Origin of the sequence: Streptomyces sp. Qhu_M48 (assembly GCF_051305195.1) — a bacterium.
Classification (GTDB): Bacteria; Actinomycetota; Actinomycetes; order Streptomycetales; family Streptomycetaceae; genus Streptomyces.
In genome coordinates, this window is the sequence record NZ_CP195432.1 from 408,303 (window position 1) to 423,488 (window position 15,186).

Below are 15,186 nucleotides of genomic sequence, written 5' to 3' on the forward strand. Positions count from 1 at the left end.
ATGAACGACGGCAAGCGCACCCCCTGGATCGTGGGGGTTTCCGGGGCGTCGGGCACGCCGTACGCCGCCGCCGTACTGAGGGGGCTGCTCGCCGCGGGGGAGAGCGTCGACCTCGTCGTGTCGCGCGCCTCGCGGCTCACGCTGCTCGACGAGACGGGGATCTCCTTCCGGGACGCGCACTGGCGCGAGGACCTGGCGGCCTGGCTGGCGCGCGGCGCCGACGGGAAGCCCGACACGTTCGACGTGGCGGACCGGCTGGCGGACGTGCGGTACTGGGCGGCCGGCGACCTGGCCGCGGGGCCGTCCTCGGGTTCGTACCCGGCGAAGGGGATGCTGGTGGTGCCGGCCTCGACCGCGGCGGTGGCGGGAGTGGCACTGGGGCTCTCGAAGGACCTGCTGCAGCGGGTCGCGAGCGTGACGCTGAAGGAGCGGCGGCCGCTGGTGGTCGCCGTGCGGGAGACCCCGCTGAACGGGCAGACGCTCCGGCACATGGTGGCGCTGGACGAGGCGGGCGCCGTGGTGCTGCCCGCCTCTCCGGCGTTCTACGCGGGGGCGACGCACATCCAGGATCTGGTGGACTTCGTCGCCGGGCGGGTGCTCGACGCGGCAGGGGTGCCGCATCGGCTGTACCGCCGGTGGGAGGGAGAGCTCGGTGGAGCGACCCCCCGGTCTGGTTAGCGCTTCTTGGCGTGCTTCTTCTCGGCACGCTTCGCGGCGGCGGTCGGCTGGTGGGCACGCGAGCGGTTGGCCATCTCCTGCAGCTCGCGCATACGGGCGTAGGCCATCTCGATCGTGTACACGGTGAACACCACTCCTGAAAGATCGTCTTTGATCTGCTGAAAGATTCACAGGGCGTCTTCCCTGTGTACCTTAGATTCTATACCCAAACTCGCGGTATCGCTGGACAATGGAAGGCTTCATACCTATGGACGCCGTGGACAGGCAGCTCATCCAGGCTCTGCGCGAGAACGGTCGTGCCTCGTACGCCGAGCTCGGCCGGCTCGTCGGGCTCTCCGGCCCCTCCGTCACCGACCGCATCAACCGTCTTGAGGCCGCCGGGGTCATCACCGGCTACCGCGCCACCGTCGACGCCGCCTCCCTCGGCCTCGGCGTCACCGCCCTCATCGGCATCTCGCTCTCCGACGCCGCCGACCACGAGGACGTGGCCCGCCGCCTCAAGGACCTCGCCGAGATCGAGGACTGCTGGTTCATCGCCGGCGACGACTCGTTCATGCTCAAGGTCCGCGTGGGCGACGTCGACGGGCTGGAGAAGACGATCCGCCGGCTCAGCGGCACCAAGGGCGTCTCCCGCACCCGCACGACGATCGTGCTCTCCACCAAGTGGGAGAACCGGGTCGGAGAGCTGCCCGAAGAGGACTGACACCGGGCCGGAGAGTCCCGGGGGAGGCCGGCACCGGGCCTGAGAGTACGGTGAACGACGACGTCAGATTTCGGAGAAAAGGGAGGCGGCCGGAGATGGACGCTGGGCTCAAGCGCGACCTTGAGCAGAAGGTCCGGGACGGTGAGCGGCTGAGCCGTGAGGACGGCATCGCCCTGTACGAGTCCGACGACCTCGCCTGGCTCGGCGGTCTGGCCCACGAGGTCCGGACGCGCAAGAACGGCGACGTGGTCCACTTCAATGTCAACCGGCATCTGAACATGACCAACGTCTGCACCGCCTCCTGCGCCTACTGCTCCTTCCAGCGCAAGCCGGGCGAGAAGGACGCGTACACCATGCGCATCGAAGAGGCCGTGCGCCTCGCGAAGGCGATGGAGAACGAGAACCTCACCGAGCTGCACATCGTCAACGGGCTCCACCCCAACCTGCCCTGGCGGTACTACCCGCGCTCCCTCTCCGAACTCAAGAAGGCCCTGCCGAACGTCTCCCTCAAGGCCTTCACCGCCACGGAGATCCACCACTTCGAGACGATCTCCGGGATGTCCGCCTCCGACATCCTCGACGAGCTCATCGAGGCCGGCCTGGAGTCGCTGACCGGCGGCGGCGCCGAGATCTTCGACTGGGAGGTCCGGCAGCACATCGTGGACCACCGCACCCACTGGGAGGACTGGTCCCGGATCCACCGGCTCGCCCACGAGAAGGGGCTCAAGACCCCCTCGACCATGCTGTACGGGCACATCGAGGAGCCCCGCCACCGCGTGGACCACGTGCTGCGGCTGCGTGAGCTCCAGGACGAGACCGGCGGCTTCCAGGTCTTCATCCCGCTGCGCTACCAGCACGACTTCGTGGACATGCAGGACGGCAAGATCCGCAACAAGCTCCAGGCGCGCACCACGATGGCGACCGGCGCCGAGGCCCTGAAGACCTTCGCGGTCTCCCGGCTCCTCTTCGACAACGTGCCGCACGTCAAGGTCTTCTGGGTCATGCACGGCGTCCAGACGGCGCAGCTCGCGCTCCAGCACGGCGCCGACGACATGGACGGCTCGGTCGTCGAGTACAAGATCACGCACGACGCCGACAACTACGGCACGCCGAACAAGCTGGGCCGCGAGGACCTGCTCGAACTGATCCGGGACGCGGGCTTCCAGCCGGTCGAGCGGAACACCCGGTACGAGATCATCCGCGAGTACCCGGGGCCGGACCCGGAGCGGCGGGAGTCGCCGCAGCTGATGCGGTTCTGACGGTTCTGACGGTTCTGTCGGTTCTGTCGGTTCCGACGGTCTGACGGTTCTGGCGTTCGTGAGGTGAAAGGGCCGGCGGGGATTCCCGCCGGCCCTTTCGCGCTGTACGGCCACGCTGTACGGCCCCGCCGCTACGCCGCCGTGTGCTCCACCGGGATCCACAGCTCCGTGCGCGCCGTCTTCCAGTCCTCCGCCGGGTGGATGCTCATGAACTCGGGGCCCGGCCTGCTCGCGTACGGGTTGGACGGGAACCACTGGGTGAAGATGTCCCGCCACAGGTACTGCAGGGCCTGCGGGTACGGGCCCTCGTTCTCGAAGACCGCCCAGGTCCCGGCGGGCACGTCGAGCACCTCGAACTCCTCGGGGACCTCTGCGTCGCTCACCACCGCGTGCCAGTAGTCGAGCTCCGCGCCCTCCTCCCGGCTGTCGGAGAGGTGCACGACCGCCGAGACGACGCCCCGGGGCTCCTGGTCCGAGAGCCGTGCGAGCCGCGCGATCGTCTCCTGGCCGAGGGAGCGGATGTGCGCGGCGATCGCCGGGTTCTCCCCCTCGTGGACCAGCGGGACCCGCGCCCTGCGCCCGACGACCCGCAGGTCCTTCTTCTCCACGACCCTGTACCGCATGGTGCTGTTCCCTTCGACGACGAGGCGGAAGGAGATCCGCGGCTGGGAGCGCAGCGCGGCCCCGGTGCGGCGGGCCTCCCCGGGGCCGACCCCGTGCACCGCGCGGAACGCGCGGGCGAAGGCCTCCCCGGAGCCGTAGCCGTGGCGCACCGCGATGTCCAGGAGCGTCCGCTCCCCGGCCAGCACCTCGGCGCCCGCGACGGTGAGCCGTCGGCGCCGGACGTACTCCGACAGGGGCATCCCGGCGAGCGCCGAGAACAGCCGCCGGAAGTGGTACTCCGAGGTCGTCGCGATCCGGGCCAGCTCGGCCGGGTCGAGGTCGCCGCCGAGGCGCTCCTCGATGTGGTCGAGTGCCTGGTTGAGCCGCTCCAGCACGTGGTCCGTCCTTCCTTTTCCGTGTCCTCACCGTAGGAAGGGGCGGGGGTCACGGACCCGACTATCCGTGCCTGTTCCGGTCGGGTCGAGCCGGGCGGGCCGTGTCCGTTCCGGGCGGTCGAGCCGGGCGGGCGCGGGCCGGAGCGGGGTCGGGCGGGTCACTTCAGGGGCAGCAGCATGATGATGTCGTCGCGGTCGTCGCCGGGGGCGACCCGGATCGCGTCGGGGACGCGGCCGACCTCCTTGTAGCCCGCCTTGGCGTAGAAGCCGTCGACGCCGGTGCCGCCCCGGCAGGTCAGCCGGACCGCCTCGATCGCCTCGAAGCCCTCGGCGGTGCGGGCGGTGTGCTCGACGGCGGCCATCAGGTCGAGGCCGTACCCCCTGCCCTGGTGGCGGGGGTGGACCATCACCGTGTAGAGCCACACCCAGTGCGTCATCAGGGGGTGGCTGTTGAAGGTGAAGAAGGCGGTGGCGGCGACCTCGCCGTCCTCGTCGCGGCCGACGAGCAGGCGGGTGCCGCCCTCGCTCATCGCGACGAGGTGCTTGAGCAGGGCGGGGCGGATCTCGTCGGGGGTGACGGGGGGAACGAAGCCGACCGCGCCGCCGGCGTTGGAGACGTCGGCCCAGAGGGAGAGCACGCCGTCGCGCAGTGCGGGGTCGACCGGCGGGTCCACCTCGAAAGTAAGGGTCATGTCGGGAGTTTAGACATTACGGCTGGGGTGCTCAAGGGGTACCTTCGGGGCGCTCGGGAGGCCCGGCCCCGGGAGGGCCGCCGCGCCGTGCTTCACTGGAGGGGCTCCCCGGCCCGTATGGGATCTTGGGAGCATTTCGGAACCGTCGGAACGGAAGAGTGGGCTGACATGCTCCGCTACACGCTGATGCGTCTCGGCATCTTCGCCGGGTGCTTCCTCGCCCTGTGGGGCCTCGTCTACGTCGGTGCGCTGCCGCGCGGCCTCGGCGACTCCAACCTGCTCTGGGTCCTCGTCCTCTCCCTCGTCGTCTCCGCGCCGCTCAGCTTCGTCCTGCTGCGCAAGGTACGCGACGAGGCGAGCGCCGCGGTCGTGGAGAAGGTCGACCGCGCCAAGGGCAGGCTGGCCGCCAACCGGTCCCAGGAGGACGCGCTGTAGGAGGCCGCCACGGCCCCGGATCCGAGGCTCCGGCACCGGCCCCGCGGCCTCGGGCCCGGGGCTCCGGCGCCGGCCCCGCGGCCCGGTCCGGCGGCCCGTGAAGGGTCGCCGCGCCCTTGTAAAGGCCGCGTAAGCTTCATCACAGACCCGTACACCCCGGACACCCCAGTCGGAGCTTCCAAGGCTCCCGCCTGGGGTGTTCTGCGTTTCTGAGGCGAGAGAGGGGTCCGCCTACCCCAAAGAAGGGCTTTGAGGTTCTCAAAGTTCAAGTGTTAACGTGTTCGACATGACGACAGCAGTGCGCCCCTCTCATGCCGCGAGCATCCCGCTCGTGGCGCGCCTGCACGTCGATCTGTGCCGCTGTATGTCCGCGGTCTGTTGCCGCGAGCTCTGACCCGGCATCATGCAGCGGCCCGCGTGAAAGCGCGTGTGTGCCGCACCCCCGTCCCCGTATTGCCCGATACGCACCTGTGGAGTGTGTCTGTGTCCGCGTCCGCGACCACGCCCGAACAGAAGTCCCCTGCTTCCTCGCGCATACCGAAGGTCCCCTTCTGGGCCCAGATCATCGCCGGTCTCGTCCTCGGCGCCCTGCTCGGCTGGATCGCCCGCAGCCAGGACGTCTCCTGGCTGAAGGAGACCCTCGGCCAGGTCGGCGACATCTTCGTCCAGCTCCTGAAGCTGGCCGTCGCCCCGCTCGTCTTCTTCGCGATCCTGGTCTCGATCACCAACCTGCGGAAGGTGAACAACGCCGCCCGGCTCGCCACCCGCACGCTGCTCTGGTTCATGATCACCTCGCTGATCGCGGTGGCCATCGGTCTCGCCATCGGCCTGATCACCAACCCGGGCGCCGGCACCGGCCTCACCCCGCAGGACGGCAAGCTGCCGAAGCGCGAGGGCTCCTGGATCGACTTCCTGACCGGCATCATCCCGACGGACGTCATCACGCCCTTCACCGAGCTGAACGTCCTTCAGATCGTCTTCATGGCCGCCGTCGCGGGCATCGCCGCCCTCAAGCTCGGCGACCGCGCCAAGCCGATCCTCACCCTCTCCGAGTCGATCCTGGAGCTCCTCCAGAAGGCCCTGTGGTGGGTCATCCGCCTCGCCCCGCTCGGCACCGTCGGCCTCATCGGCTTCGCCATCGCCGACTACGGCTGGGACCTGATCGGCAAGTACGCGACCTTCACCGCCGACGTCTACATCGGCTGCGCCCTGGTCATGTTCGGCGTCTACCCGCTGCTGCTCGCGACGGTCGCCAAGGTCAACCCGATCCAGTTCTACAAGGGCGCCTGGCCGGCCATCCAGCTGGCCTTCGTCTCCCGCTCCTCGGTCGGCACCATGCCGGTCACCCAGAAGGTCACCGAGCGCCTCGGCGTCCCGAAGGAGTACGCCTCCTTCGCCGTCCCGTTCGGCGCCACCACCAAGATGGACGGCTGCGCCGCGATCTACCCGGCGCTCGCCGCGATCTTCATCGCGCAGATCTTCGACGTGCAGCTCGGCATCGGTGACTACCTGCTCATCGCCTTCGTCTCGGTCATCGGCTCGGCGGCCACCGCCGGTCTCACCGGCGCGACGGTCATGCTGACCCTGACCCTCTCCACCCTGGGCCTGCCCCTGGAGGGCGTCGGCCTGCTCATGGCGATCGACCCGATCCTCGACATGATGCGCACCGCCACCAACGTGGCGGGCCAGGCGGCCGTCCCGGTGATCGTCGCCGCCAAGGAGAAGATCCTCGACCTCACCGCGTACGAGAACGCCTCGGCGTCCCCGATCGACGACCTGGTCGAGGCCGACGAGACCGACCGGAAGGTCGCGGTCACGGCCGCCGCCTGATCTCTCGGCCGTACGTCCCGAGCGTTGCCCACGTGCCTCCTGCCCCCGTCCGGGCAGGGGGCACGTAGGCTTTCGCGGGGCATCCAGTGGATCTTGGAAGCAGGGGTGGGTCGCCATGGGCGACGGTGCGAAGGCGCGGCGGCTGCCGCGGGCCGTGCGCGAGCGGCAGATGATGGACGCGGCCGTGCGGTGCTTCGCGCGGAACGGGTACCAGGCGGCCTCCATGGACGAGATCGCCGAGCTCGCGGGGGTCTCCAAGCCGCTGGTCTACCTCTACCTGCACTCCAAGGAGGAGCTCTTCACCGCCGTGATCCGGCGGGAGGCGCAGGCGCTGCTCGCCGTGGTGGCCGAGGCGGTCGTCGACCGGAGCGGGCCGCCCGACGAGCGGCTGTGGGCCGGGCTCTCGGCCTTCTTCGGGTACGCGGCCGGGCACCCCGACTCCTGGACGGTGCTCAGCCGTCAGGCGCGGACGCAGGGGGAGCCGTTCGCCGGGGAGGCGGCCCGGATGCGGGACGAGATCACGGCCTTCGTGGCCGGGCTGATCGGCGAGGCGGCGCGGGAGGCGCGGGACGGCGCCGACATCACGGGGAGGGACGTCGCCGCGCTCGCGCAGGCGCTGGTCGGCTCCGCCGAGTCGCTGGCGAGCTGGGCGAACGAGACGCCGGGGGTGACGGCGAAGGAGGCGGCCGCGACGCTGATGAACTTCGCGTGGTCCGGTCTGGGGAACCTCATGAAAAGCGAGCGCTGGTCTCCCCGTTGAGGCTTACCGCGCAGTAAGGTTACCGACTGGTTAAGCCCCTTCAGGGTGCAACGTACCGACGCACGACCTCAGTTCATCGCGATAACCGAGGAGCCGCACGTGTCCGTCGCCACCGCCGCATCCGGGACCGAGCCGGTCGAACCCCGCAAGGTCCTGGTGGACGGGGTGGTGCGGGAGGTCTCCGTCCCCGCCCTCGTGCCCGCCGTCCGCCGCGGCTCCCTCGCCGACCTGCCGTACGACAACGCCCGCCAGGACCCCGAGGCCGTCCTCTTCTCCCGCAAGGGCCCCCGGGGCGAGTGGTCCGACGTCACGGCCGCCGCCTTCGCCGCCGAGGTCCACTCCGTCGCCAAGGGCCTCATCGCCCACGGCCTGCGGCCCGGCGACCGGCTCGCCCTCATGGCACGGACCACCTACGAGTGGACCCTGATCGACTTCGCCGCCTGGGCCGCCGGACTCGTCACCGTCCCCGTCTACCCCACCTCCTCCGCCTTCCAGACCCGCTGGATCCTCCAGGACTCCGGCGCCGCCGCCTGTGTCGTCGAGGACCCCGCCCAGGCCCGGCTGGTCTCCGCCGAGCGGCGACAACTGCCCGGACTCGCCCACCTCTGGGCCCTGGACACCGGCGCCGTCGACCAGCTCCGCCGCGCGGGCTCGCGGGTCGCCGACGAGGCCGTCACCGCCCGCCGGGGACTGCTCACCCCCGAGACCCTCGCCACCCTCGTCTACACCTCCGGCACCACCGGCAGGCCCAAGGGCTGCGCCCTCACCCACGCAAACTTCTTCGCCGAGGTCGACAACGCCGTCCGGCTCCTCCACCCCGTCTTCGTCTCCGGGAGCAAGGAGCCCGCCGCCACCCTGCTCTTCCTGCCCCTCTCCCACGTCTTCGGGCGGATGGTCGCCGTCGGCTGCGTCCGCGCCCGGGTCCGGGTCGGCCACGCCCCCTCGGTCGAGGGCGAGGAGCTCCTCACCGACCTCGCCGGGTTCCGTCCGACCTTCCTCCTCGCCATCCCGTACGTCCTGGAGAAGGTCTTCGACAGCGCCCGGGCCACCGCCGAACGCGGCGGGAAGGCGGCCTCCTTCGACCGGGCCGCCCGGGTCGCCCGCAGGTACGGGCGGGAGGCCGCGCCCTCGCTCTCCCTGCGGGCCGCGCGGACCCTGTACGACGCGCTCGTGTACCGGCGCATCCGGGGCGCCCTCGGCGGCCGGGTGCGGTACGTGATCTGCGGCGGCTCCGCGCTCGGCGCGCGCCTCGCGGAGTTCTTCGCGGGCGCGGGCGTCGAGGTCTTCGAGGGGTACGGCCTGACGGAGACGACGGCCGCGTCGACGGTCACCCCGCCGCAGCGGCCCCGCACCGGCACGGTCGGCTGGCCGCTGCCCGGCACGGCCGTCCGGATCGCCGACGACGGCGAGGTGTGGCTCAGGGGCGGACATGTCTTCGCCGGGTACTGGGACGCCCAGCGCGGGGCGGCCGTGCCGTACACCGACGACGGCTGGTTCCCCACCGGCGACCTGGGCTCGCTCGACGCCGACGGCTACCTGCGGATCACCGGTCGCACGAAGGACATCCTCATCACCTCGGCCGGCAAGAACGTGGCCCCGGCCCCGCTGGAGGACTGGCTGCGCGCGCACCCGCTGGTCGCCCAGTGCGTGGTCCTCGGCGACGACCGCCCGTACGTCACGGCCCTGATCACGCTGGACCACGAGGGCCTGACGCACTGGCGGCGGATGCGGCACAAGGACCACCTGGCGCTCTGGGAGCTGACCCGCGACGCGGAGCTGCTCGACGTGCTCCAGCGGGCGGTGGACGACGCCAACCGGCTGGTCTCGCGGGCGGAGTCGATCCGCGCGTTCCGGGTGCTGACCGCCGAGTTCTCGGAGTCCTCCGGGCACCTGACCCCGTCCCTGAAGCTCAAACGGGGGGCGGTGCTGCGGGACTTCGCCCGGGAGGTCGAGGAGATGTACGGCTCCGGGGACGTCGAGTAGTCCTCCGGAGCGCCGTCACGGCCACGCGTGGTCCTCCGGAGCGCCGTCACGGCCAGAGGAGTTCGCGCGTCCAGCCGGTGGCCGTCGCCGGGTCGCGGCGGTAGCGCAGGCGCAGGTGGCGGCGGCGGGCGTCGCCCTGGAAGAACTCGACCTCGGCCGGCTCGACGACGTACAGGGTCCAGGTGGGGGCGGCCGCCTCCGGTTCCGTCTCCGCGCGCCGCCAGGCCGCCGCGCTCGCCTCCGCGAGGGTCTCCGGCGATTCCAGGACCTCGCTCTGCCGTCCCACCAGGGCCGAGGCGAGGGCGCCGGTGGTGCGGGCGTGGAGGTCCTCGTACGCCTCCTCGGGGGTGCCGGTGGTGACACGGCCCCGGATCCGGACCTGGCGGCCCTGGACCGGCCAGTAGAAGCCGAGCGCGGCCTCGGGGCGGGCGGCGAGCTGACGGCCCTTGGCGCTGGTGGCGTGCGAGGCGAAGTGCCAGCCGCGGGCGTCGGCGTCGTGCAGCATCACCGTACGGACGTCGGGCCGGCCCGCCTCGTCCGCGGTGGCCAGGGAGAGGGTGTGCGGCTCCGTCTGGCCGGCCGCGACCGCCGCCGTGAACCAGTCGTGGAAGAGGGGGAGCGGTTCGGCCGGGGTGGCCGCCGGGTCGAAGGCGGGGAGTTCGGTGTCCCAGACCTTCAGGGAGCGCAGGGCGTGGTGGAAGTCGGTCATGGGGACACCGTAGAGCGCGGGGCCGGGGCGTCGGCGGGGAGCGGGACGGCGTTCGCCGCCGCCGGCCCGGGCCGGTGCGCGGTGCGGGGGCGCGCTCGACGACGGTGGGGGTGAAGCCGTGCCGGTGGAGCCGTAGATCCTGGCGGCCGCCCCCGCCCGGACTCAGCCGCGCCCCAGCACCACCGTCCCCGACGAGCAGAACCAGCCCCCCGTCCCCGACGCCACCGCCACCTCCGGCAGCGAGCCGTCCGGCCTGCGCACCTGGAGCCCCGGCGCCTCGCCGCGCAGCTGCCGCACCGCCTCCACCAGGAGGAAGAGCCCCCGCATCCCGGGGTGGCAGGCGGAGAGGCCGCCGCCGTCCGTGTTCACCGGCAGCCGGTCCTTCTCCTGGACGAACGCCCCGCCCTCGCCCTTCGCGCAGAAGCCCAGGTCCTCCAGGGTCACCAGGGTCATGTAGGTGAAGGCGTCGTAGATCTCGGCGACGTCCACGTCGGCCGGCCGGACGCCCGCCCGCTCGAAGGCGAGCCGGCCGCTGACCGCCGCCGGGGAGACCGTGAAGTCCTCCCACTCCGACATCGTGGCGTGCGACACGTGCTCGCCCGTGCCGAGCACCCAGACCGGGGCGGTACGGCAGTCCTGGACGTACTCCTCGGCGACGAGCAGCACCGCGCAGCCGCCGTCGCTGCGCAGGCAGCAGTGCAGTGTGGTGAACGGGTCCGCGATCATCGGCCCGGACAGGACGTCGTCGACGGTGATCGGCTCGCGGAACATCGCCTCGGGGTTGAGTGCCGCGTTCGCCCGCGCCCGGACGGCCACTTCGGCGAGCTGTTCCAGGGTCGTCCCGTACTCGTGCATGTGACGGCGCGCGGCCATCGCGTACTTGGCGATCAGGGTGTGCCCGTACGGGACCTCGAACTGAAGCGGGCCGCGCGCCCCGAAGGAGAGGTTCCCGGTCCGGCGCCGGGCGCGGATGTCGGCGCGCGCGGTGGAGCCGTACACGAGGAGCACCGCGTTGGCGTGGCCGGCGGCGATCGCGTCGGCGGCGTGTGCCGCCATGACCTCCCAGGTGGCGCCGCCGACGGAGGTGGAGTCCACCCAGCGGGGGCGGAGCCCCAGGTACTCGGCGACCTCGACCGGGGCGAGGGTGCCGAGGCCCGCCGAGGCGAGGCCGTCGATCAGGGAGCGGTCGAGGCCGCTGTCCGCGAGGGCGCGCCGGGCGGCCTGGGCGTGCAGGGCGTAGGGGGTGGCCTCGTCGACGCGACCGCAGTCGGCGAGGGAGACGCCGACGACGGCGACGCGGCGGGAGCTGCGCGTGGTGGTGGGCATGAATCTGACGGTACATCAGATCTGTTCGATCGGGACCGGCGTCTCTCTGGGCAACGAGCCTCTCCCCGCTCTAGCATGACGCACCGTCAGATACGGAGGGAGCCTCATGGACGCCGCCGACAGCGCAGCGCTCGCCGCCGGAACCGCCTCGCTCGCCGCCCCGCTCACCGAGGAGCAGCAGGAGATCCGCCGCACCCTGCGGGACCTGCTCGCCGAACGGGCCGGGCCGCGGGAGAACCGCGCGGCCACCGCCACCCCCCAGGGGTACGACCCCGAGCTCTGGGCCCGGATGTCCGGCACCCTCGGCCTCGCCGGGCTCGCCCTCCCCGAGGAGTACGGGGGCGTCGGCTGCGGGCCCGCCGAACTCGCCCTCGCCTGCGAGGAGACCGGCCGCGCCCTCGCCCCCTCCCCGCTCCTCGCCACCAGCGTCCTCGCCGCCCCGCTGCTCGCCGCCCTCGGCACCCCCGACCAGCGCGCCGCACTCCTCCCGCGGCTCGCCGACGGAAGCCTCACCTGCGCCCTCGCCGTCCCCGGCCCCCTCGCCCTCGCCCTCGGCCTCACCGGCGACAACGCCGCCGAGGCCTGGTCCGGCGGCGGCCGCGCCGGAGGCGTCCAGGCCCACGCGGTCGACGGAGGCTGGCGGCTGTACGGCGAGGCCCCCCAGGTCGTCGACGGACACAGCGCCGGACTCCTGCTCGTCGCCGCCCACGCGGGCGGCTTCGCCCGCAGCCGCACCCTCCTCTTCCTCGTCCGCGCGGAGGGCGACGACCCGGCCACCGGGCTCGCCCGCACCCGGCAGCCCACCCTGGACCTCACCCGCGCCCAGGCCACCGTCCAGTTCAGGGACACCGCGGCCGAACTCCTCGGCGAGGAACCGGCCGACGTCCTCGGCGCCCTCGCCACCACCGGCCGCTCCGCCGCCATCATGCTCGCCGCCGAAGCCGTCGGCGCGGCCCGGGAGGCCCTCGACCGGACCGTCGCCCATGTCGGCGCGCGCGAACAGTTCGGCCGTCCCGTCGGCTCCTTCCAGGCGGTCAAGCACCGGCTCGCCGACCTCCACGTCCAGGTCGAGGCCGCCCGCTCCCTCACCCACTGCGCGGCGCGCGAACCCGGCCCGGGACCCGAGAGCGGACCCCTCGCGCTCGCCCACGCCCTGGAGGCGCTGCACACCACCGCCGGGGAGTCCATCCAGCTCCACGGCGGCATCGGTTTCACCTGGGAACACGAGGCGCACCTCTTCTTCAAGCGGGCCGCATCCGACGCACTGCTCTTCGGGCCCGTGCGGCGGCTGCGCGCACGGGCGGCGGAACGGACCGGACTCTTCGGAGAGGTGGCGGCGTAGATGCCCGTCGGACGCAGACTGATGCAGAAGATGTCCTCGACCCGGGCCTTCGCCCGGATCGGCCCGCGCGTCGTGCCCGCCATGGACAAGGCCGTACACCGGCTGACCAGGGGAAAGGTACTGCTCAGCGCCCAGATGCTGCCCGGGGTCGTGCTCACCGCCCGGGGCGCGAGGAGCGGACTGCCGCGGGTGACCCCGCTGGCCTGCATGCCCGAGGCGGACGGCGGCTGGCTGCTCGTCGGATCCAACTTCGGCCGCCCCGGCCACCCCTCGTGGACGGCGAACCTGCTCGCCCATCCGGAGGCCGAGGTGAACTGGCGGGGCGAGGACATCCCCGTACGGGCGCGGCTGCTCACGGGGGAGGAGCGGGCGGCGGCCTGGCGGGCGGCGCTCGCGTTCTGGCCGCCGTACGCCACGTACCAGGCACGGATCGAGCGCGAGATCAGACTCTTCCGGCTGACCCGGCGGTGAGTCCTCTCGGGGCCCGCGCCCGGGTCGGGCCTGGCCCCGGCACCTGAGGAGCCCGCCCCGGCCCCTTAGGAGCCCCGCCCCGGCCCGTGCGCGGGTCCGGGTGCGGTCCGGGTGGGGTCCGGACACGGCGACGCCGACGGCGGTTGCGCTCCGCGGGGGCGGGGCGGGCCGCCGTCGGCGTCGACGACAGGACGGGTGAAGGAGGGGACGGGGCTATCGGGTCGGCTTCTTGCCGGTGATGCCCAGATGCACCAACAGGGCCAGGTTCGGCCTGAGTTCGGCCTGCTTCACGCCCCAGGTCGTGAAGCCCTTCTGGTGTCCGGCGACCGCGGCCAGCATCGCCACGAGCGAGCCGGCCATGGCGGCGGGGCTGACCTCCTTGTCGACCTTGCCCTTGGCCTGGAGCTCCTTCACCGCGTCCGTCAGGGAGTTGGTGACCGAGTTCAGGATCTTCATGCGGATCTTGTAGAACCGCTTGTCGCCCTCCGCCGCGCCGAGGTCCACCACCCGGAGGATCGCGTCGTGCTTCCGCCAGAAGTCCAGGAAGCCTTCGACGAGTTCCTCGGAGGTCTGCCAGCCGGCCTTGCCGACCCAGGAGCGTCCGGAGACCAACTCGGTCAGCCCGGCGCCCTCCTTGGCCATCTCCTCCGCGATCTCGAGGACCGCTCCCTCGACGTCCGGGAAGTACTGATAGAACGTCGCGGGTGAAGTACCCGCCTTCCGGGCCACATCGATGACCTTGACGTCCCGGTAGGGCGAGGAGCTGAGCATCTCACCGAGGCAGTCGAGCAGCTTCTGCCGCGTCGCCTGGCCGCGTCGTCCGGCCACGCGGCCGTCGACGGTGCGTACTTGTCCTGTCATGCCGTCAGCTTACCGAGGGGGTGTCGGCGCGCGATTCGGCCGACTGCAAATGGGGTGCACCCCACGTCCGGCCGTGTTCTGCGAGGTCGGCGCCGGTGTGCGCTCCGGAGCGGCTCCGGACGGAGGGGCGGGATCGCGCCAGTTCTGGAGCGGGACGAGGGTGGCGACCGGAGCCCCGCACCCGAATAGGCTTATGAACAGCCTGTGGACAACTTCGGTGGACAACTCAAGCGCCCCAAGGGTTCTGCCCCGATAAATCGCCACTTTGTTCGCATATCGGGGCGGGTGGAGGCGCGTGGTGGGCCTGCGCCGCCGCCCCCGCGGACCTAGCGTGGTGCCATGGCCGTACGAACTGAGGGCACCCCCTGCTGGGTGGACGCACAGCTTCCCGACCTCGAAGCCGGCAAGCGCTTCTACGGTGAGCTCTTCGGCTGGACCTTCGACCCCGACCGCGACGAGGCCCTCCTCCGCGGCCGACGCGTCGCCGGACTCCTCCCCAAGCGCGACGGCCGCATGCCCACCACCTGGACCCTCTACCTCGCCACCGGGAACGCGGGCACCCTCTCCGCCCGGATCAAGGCGGCCGGCGGACAGATGGTCATGGAGCCCTACCCCGTCGGCCCCTTCGGCGTCCTCGCCCTCGCCGCCGACCCCGGCGGCGCCGTCTTCGGACTGCGGCAGACCGGCGACGACGACGACGGCTTCGAGACGACGAACGAACCGGGCTCCTTCTGCTGGATGGAGGTGTACACCCGCCGTCCCGACGCCGTCGACACCTTCTACGCCACCGTCTTCGGCTACCTCGGCCGCCAGGCCGACGCCGACGAGGAGGGCAGGGACGGCGGCTTCGACTACCGCGTCTGGTCGCCCCCCGGCTCCCGGCCCGGCGACGACAGCGCCTTCGGCGGACGTGCCGTCATCACCGACGACTTCCCCGCCGAGATGCCCGGCCACGTCCTCGTCTACTTCACCGTCCACGACTGCGACGAGGCCTGCGCGACCACCGTCCGGCTCGGCGGCCGGGTCGCCACCCCCGCCTTCGACACCCCGCACGGCCGCATCGCCGTCCTCCACGACAACCAGGGCGCCCGCTTCGCGGTCCTCGCCGAACCGAAACGGGCCGGTAGCGCCTGAGAAGT

16 protein-coding genes are annotated in these 15,186 nt (G+C 72.1%); 10 read left to right on the plus strand and 6 right to left on the minus strand.

The window, feature by feature from the left end; translation table 11 throughout:
- On the plus strand, nt 1-678 hold the full coding sequence (locus tag ACRRSS_RS02175; protein WP_435969522.1) for a UbiX family flavin prenyltransferase: 678 nt from the start codon (nt 1-3) through the stop codon (nt 676-678).
- Here the strand turns inward: ACRRSS_RS02175 and ACRRSS_RS02180 are convergent.
- Nucleotides 675-812 (minus strand): hypothetical protein, encoded by a 138-nt coding sequence (locus tag ACRRSS_RS02180; protein WP_351897207.1) that lies wholly within the window; start codon nt 810-812, stop codon nt 675-677. The two genes, ACRRSS_RS02175 and ACRRSS_RS02180, sit on opposite strands and share 4 nt — an antisense overlap.
- A 113-nt stretch (nt 813-925) precedes the next feature.
- Here ACRRSS_RS02180 and ACRRSS_RS02185 point away from each other — a divergent pair, with 113 nt between their 5' ends.
- Both ACRRSS_RS02185 and mqnE read left to right on the plus strand, forming a co-directional pair.
- A complete protein-coding gene (locus tag ACRRSS_RS02185; RefSeq protein ID WP_351897209.1) occupies nt 926-1,381 on the plus strand; it encodes an Lrp/AsnC family transcriptional regulator in 456 nt (151 codons plus the stop codon).
- 95 nt (nt 1,382-1,476) lie between these two features.
- A complete protein-coding gene (mqnE, locus tag ACRRSS_RS02190) occupies nt 1,477-2,640 on the plus strand; it encodes an aminofutalosine synthase MqnE (protein ID WP_435969523.1) in 1,164 nt (387 codons plus the stop codon).
- Between the two features lie 131 nt (nt 2,641-2,771).
- Here mqnE and ACRRSS_RS02195 read toward each other — a convergent pair whose 3' ends face one another.
- The gene (locus ACRRSS_RS02195) at nt 2,772-3,638 is read right to left on the minus strand and encodes an AraC family transcriptional regulator (protein WP_435969524.1); all 867 of its coding nucleotides are present in this window, start codon (nt 3,636-3,638) and stop codon (nt 2,772-2,774) included.
- A 158-nt stretch (nt 3,639-3,796) separates the two neighbouring features.
- Complete coding sequence (locus tag ACRRSS_RS02200; protein WP_435969525.1) at nt 3,797-4,330, minus strand: N-acetyltransferase family protein; 534 nt, start codon at nt 4,328-4,330, stop codon at nt 3,797-3,799.
- A gap of 168 nt (nt 4,331-4,498) precedes the next feature.
- On the opposite strand from ACRRSS_RS02200, the gene ACRRSS_RS02205 reads away from it, so the two are divergent.
- The 4 genes from ACRRSS_RS02205 (at nt 4,499) to ACRRSS_RS02220 (ending at nt 9,338) form a co-directional block, all read left to right on the plus strand.
- A complete protein-coding gene (locus tag ACRRSS_RS02205) occupies nt 4,499-4,765 on the plus strand; it encodes a DUF4229 domain-containing protein (protein ID WP_435969526.1) in 267 nt (88 codons plus the stop codon).
- 483 nt (nt 4,766-5,248) lie between these two features.
- Nucleotides 5,249-6,595: a dicarboxylate/amino acid:cation symporter gene (locus ACRRSS_RS02210; protein ID WP_435969527.1), complete on the plus strand. Its 1,347-nt coding sequence runs from the start codon at nt 5,249-5,251 to the stop codon at nt 6,593-6,595.
- A gap of 115 nt (nt 6,596-6,710) precedes the next feature.
- The gene (locus ACRRSS_RS02215; RefSeq protein ID WP_435969528.1) at nt 6,711-7,355 is read left to right on the plus strand and encodes a TetR/AcrR family transcriptional regulator; all 645 of its coding nucleotides are present in this window, start codon (nt 6,711-6,713) and stop codon (nt 7,353-7,355) included.
- Nucleotides 7,356-7,454: 99 nt separating this feature from the next.
- Nucleotides 7,455-9,338: an AMP-dependent synthetase/ligase gene (locus ACRRSS_RS02220; protein WP_435969529.1), complete on the plus strand. Its 1,884-nt coding sequence runs from the start codon at nt 7,455-7,457 to the stop codon at nt 9,336-9,338.
- Between the two features lie 46 nt (nt 9,339-9,384).
- Here ACRRSS_RS02220 and ACRRSS_RS02225 read toward each other — a convergent pair whose 3' ends face one another.
- Entirely contained in the window at nt 9,385-10,047 is a 663-nt protein-coding gene (locus ACRRSS_RS02225) for a pyridoxine/pyridoxamine 5'-phosphate oxidase (protein ID WP_435969530.1), read from the minus strand.
- Between the two features lie 162 nt (nt 10,048-10,209).
- A complete protein-coding gene (locus ACRRSS_RS02230) occupies nt 10,210-11,373 on the minus strand; it encodes a thiolase C-terminal domain-containing protein (RefSeq protein ID WP_435969531.1) in 1,164 nt (387 codons plus the stop codon).
- 106 nt (nt 11,374-11,479) lie between these two features.
- Here ACRRSS_RS02230 and ACRRSS_RS02235 point away from each other — a divergent pair, with 106 nt between their 5' ends.
- Together ACRRSS_RS02235 and ACRRSS_RS02240 are read left to right on the plus strand one after the other, a co-directional pair.
- Nucleotides 11,480-12,715: an acyl-CoA dehydrogenase family protein gene (locus ACRRSS_RS02235; protein WP_435969532.1), complete on the plus strand. Its 1,236-nt coding sequence runs from the start codon at nt 11,480-11,482 to the stop codon at nt 12,713-12,715.
- Nucleotides 12,716-13,186, plus strand: a complete 471-nt coding sequence (locus tag ACRRSS_RS02240; protein WP_435969533.1) for a nitroreductase family deazaflavin-dependent oxidoreductase — start codon at nt 12,716-12,718, stop codon at nt 13,184-13,186.
- A gap of 213 nt (nt 13,187-13,399) precedes the next feature.
- Here the strand turns inward: ACRRSS_RS02240 and ACRRSS_RS02245 are convergent, their stop codons facing one another.
- On the minus strand, nt 13,400-14,047 hold the full coding sequence (locus ACRRSS_RS02245) for a TetR family transcriptional regulator (protein ID WP_306329873.1): 648 nt from the start codon (nt 14,045-14,047) through the stop codon (nt 13,400-13,402).
- A gap of 339 nt (nt 14,048-14,386) precedes the next feature.
- On the opposite strand from ACRRSS_RS02245, the gene ACRRSS_RS02250 reads away from it, so the two are divergent.
- Entirely contained in the window at nt 14,387-15,181 is a 795-nt protein-coding gene (locus tag ACRRSS_RS02250; protein WP_435969534.1) for a VOC family protein, read from the plus strand.
- Nucleotides 15,182-15,186: the final 5 nt, after the last annotated feature.

Bases quoted from the DNA above. Each gene is read 5' to 3' on its own strand.
- ACRRSS_RS02175 (WP_435969522.1), top strand. From the start codon at position 1: ATGAACGACGGCAAGCGCACCCCCTGGATCGTGGGGGTTTCCGGGGCG.
- ACRRSS_RS02185 (WP_351897209.1), top strand. From the start codon at position 926: ATGGACGCCGTGGACAGGCAGCTCATCCAGGCTCTGCGCGAGAACGGT.
- mqnE (WP_435969523.1), top strand. From the start codon at position 1,477: ATGGACGCTGGGCTCAAGCGCGACCTTGAGCAGAAGGTCCGGGACGGT.
- ACRRSS_RS02200 (WP_435969525.1), bottom strand. From the start codon at position 4,330: ATGACCCTTACTTTCGAGGTGGACCCGCCGGTCGACCCCGCACTGCGC.
- ACRRSS_RS02205 (WP_435969526.1), top strand. From the start codon at position 4,499: ATGCTCCGCTACACGCTGATGCGTCTCGGCATCTTCGCCGGGTGCTTC.
- ACRRSS_RS02215 (WP_435969528.1), top strand. From the start codon at position 6,711: ATGGGCGACGGTGCGAAGGCGCGGCGGCTGCCGCGGGCCGTGCGCGAG.
- ACRRSS_RS02225 (WP_435969530.1), bottom strand. From the start codon at position 10,047: ATGACCGACTTCCACCACGCCCTGCGCTCCCTGAAGGTCTGGGACACC.
- ACRRSS_RS02230 (WP_435969531.1), bottom strand. From the start codon at position 11,373: ATGCCCACCACCACGCGCAGCTCCCGCCGCGTCGCCGTCGTCGGCGTC.
- ACRRSS_RS02235 (WP_435969532.1), top strand. From the start codon at position 11,480: ATGGACGCCGCCGACAGCGCAGCGCTCGCCGCCGGAACCGCCTCGCTC.
- ACRRSS_RS02240 (WP_435969533.1), top strand. From the start codon at position 12,716: ATGCCCGTCGGACGCAGACTGATGCAGAAGATGTCCTCGACCCGGGCC.
- ACRRSS_RS02245 (WP_306329873.1), bottom strand. From the start codon at position 14,047: ATGACAGGACAAGTACGCACCGTCGACGGCCGCGTGGCCGGACGACGC.
- ACRRSS_RS02250 (WP_435969534.1), top strand. From the start codon at position 14,387: ATGGCCGTACGAACTGAGGGCACCCCCTGCTGGGTGGACGCACAGCTT.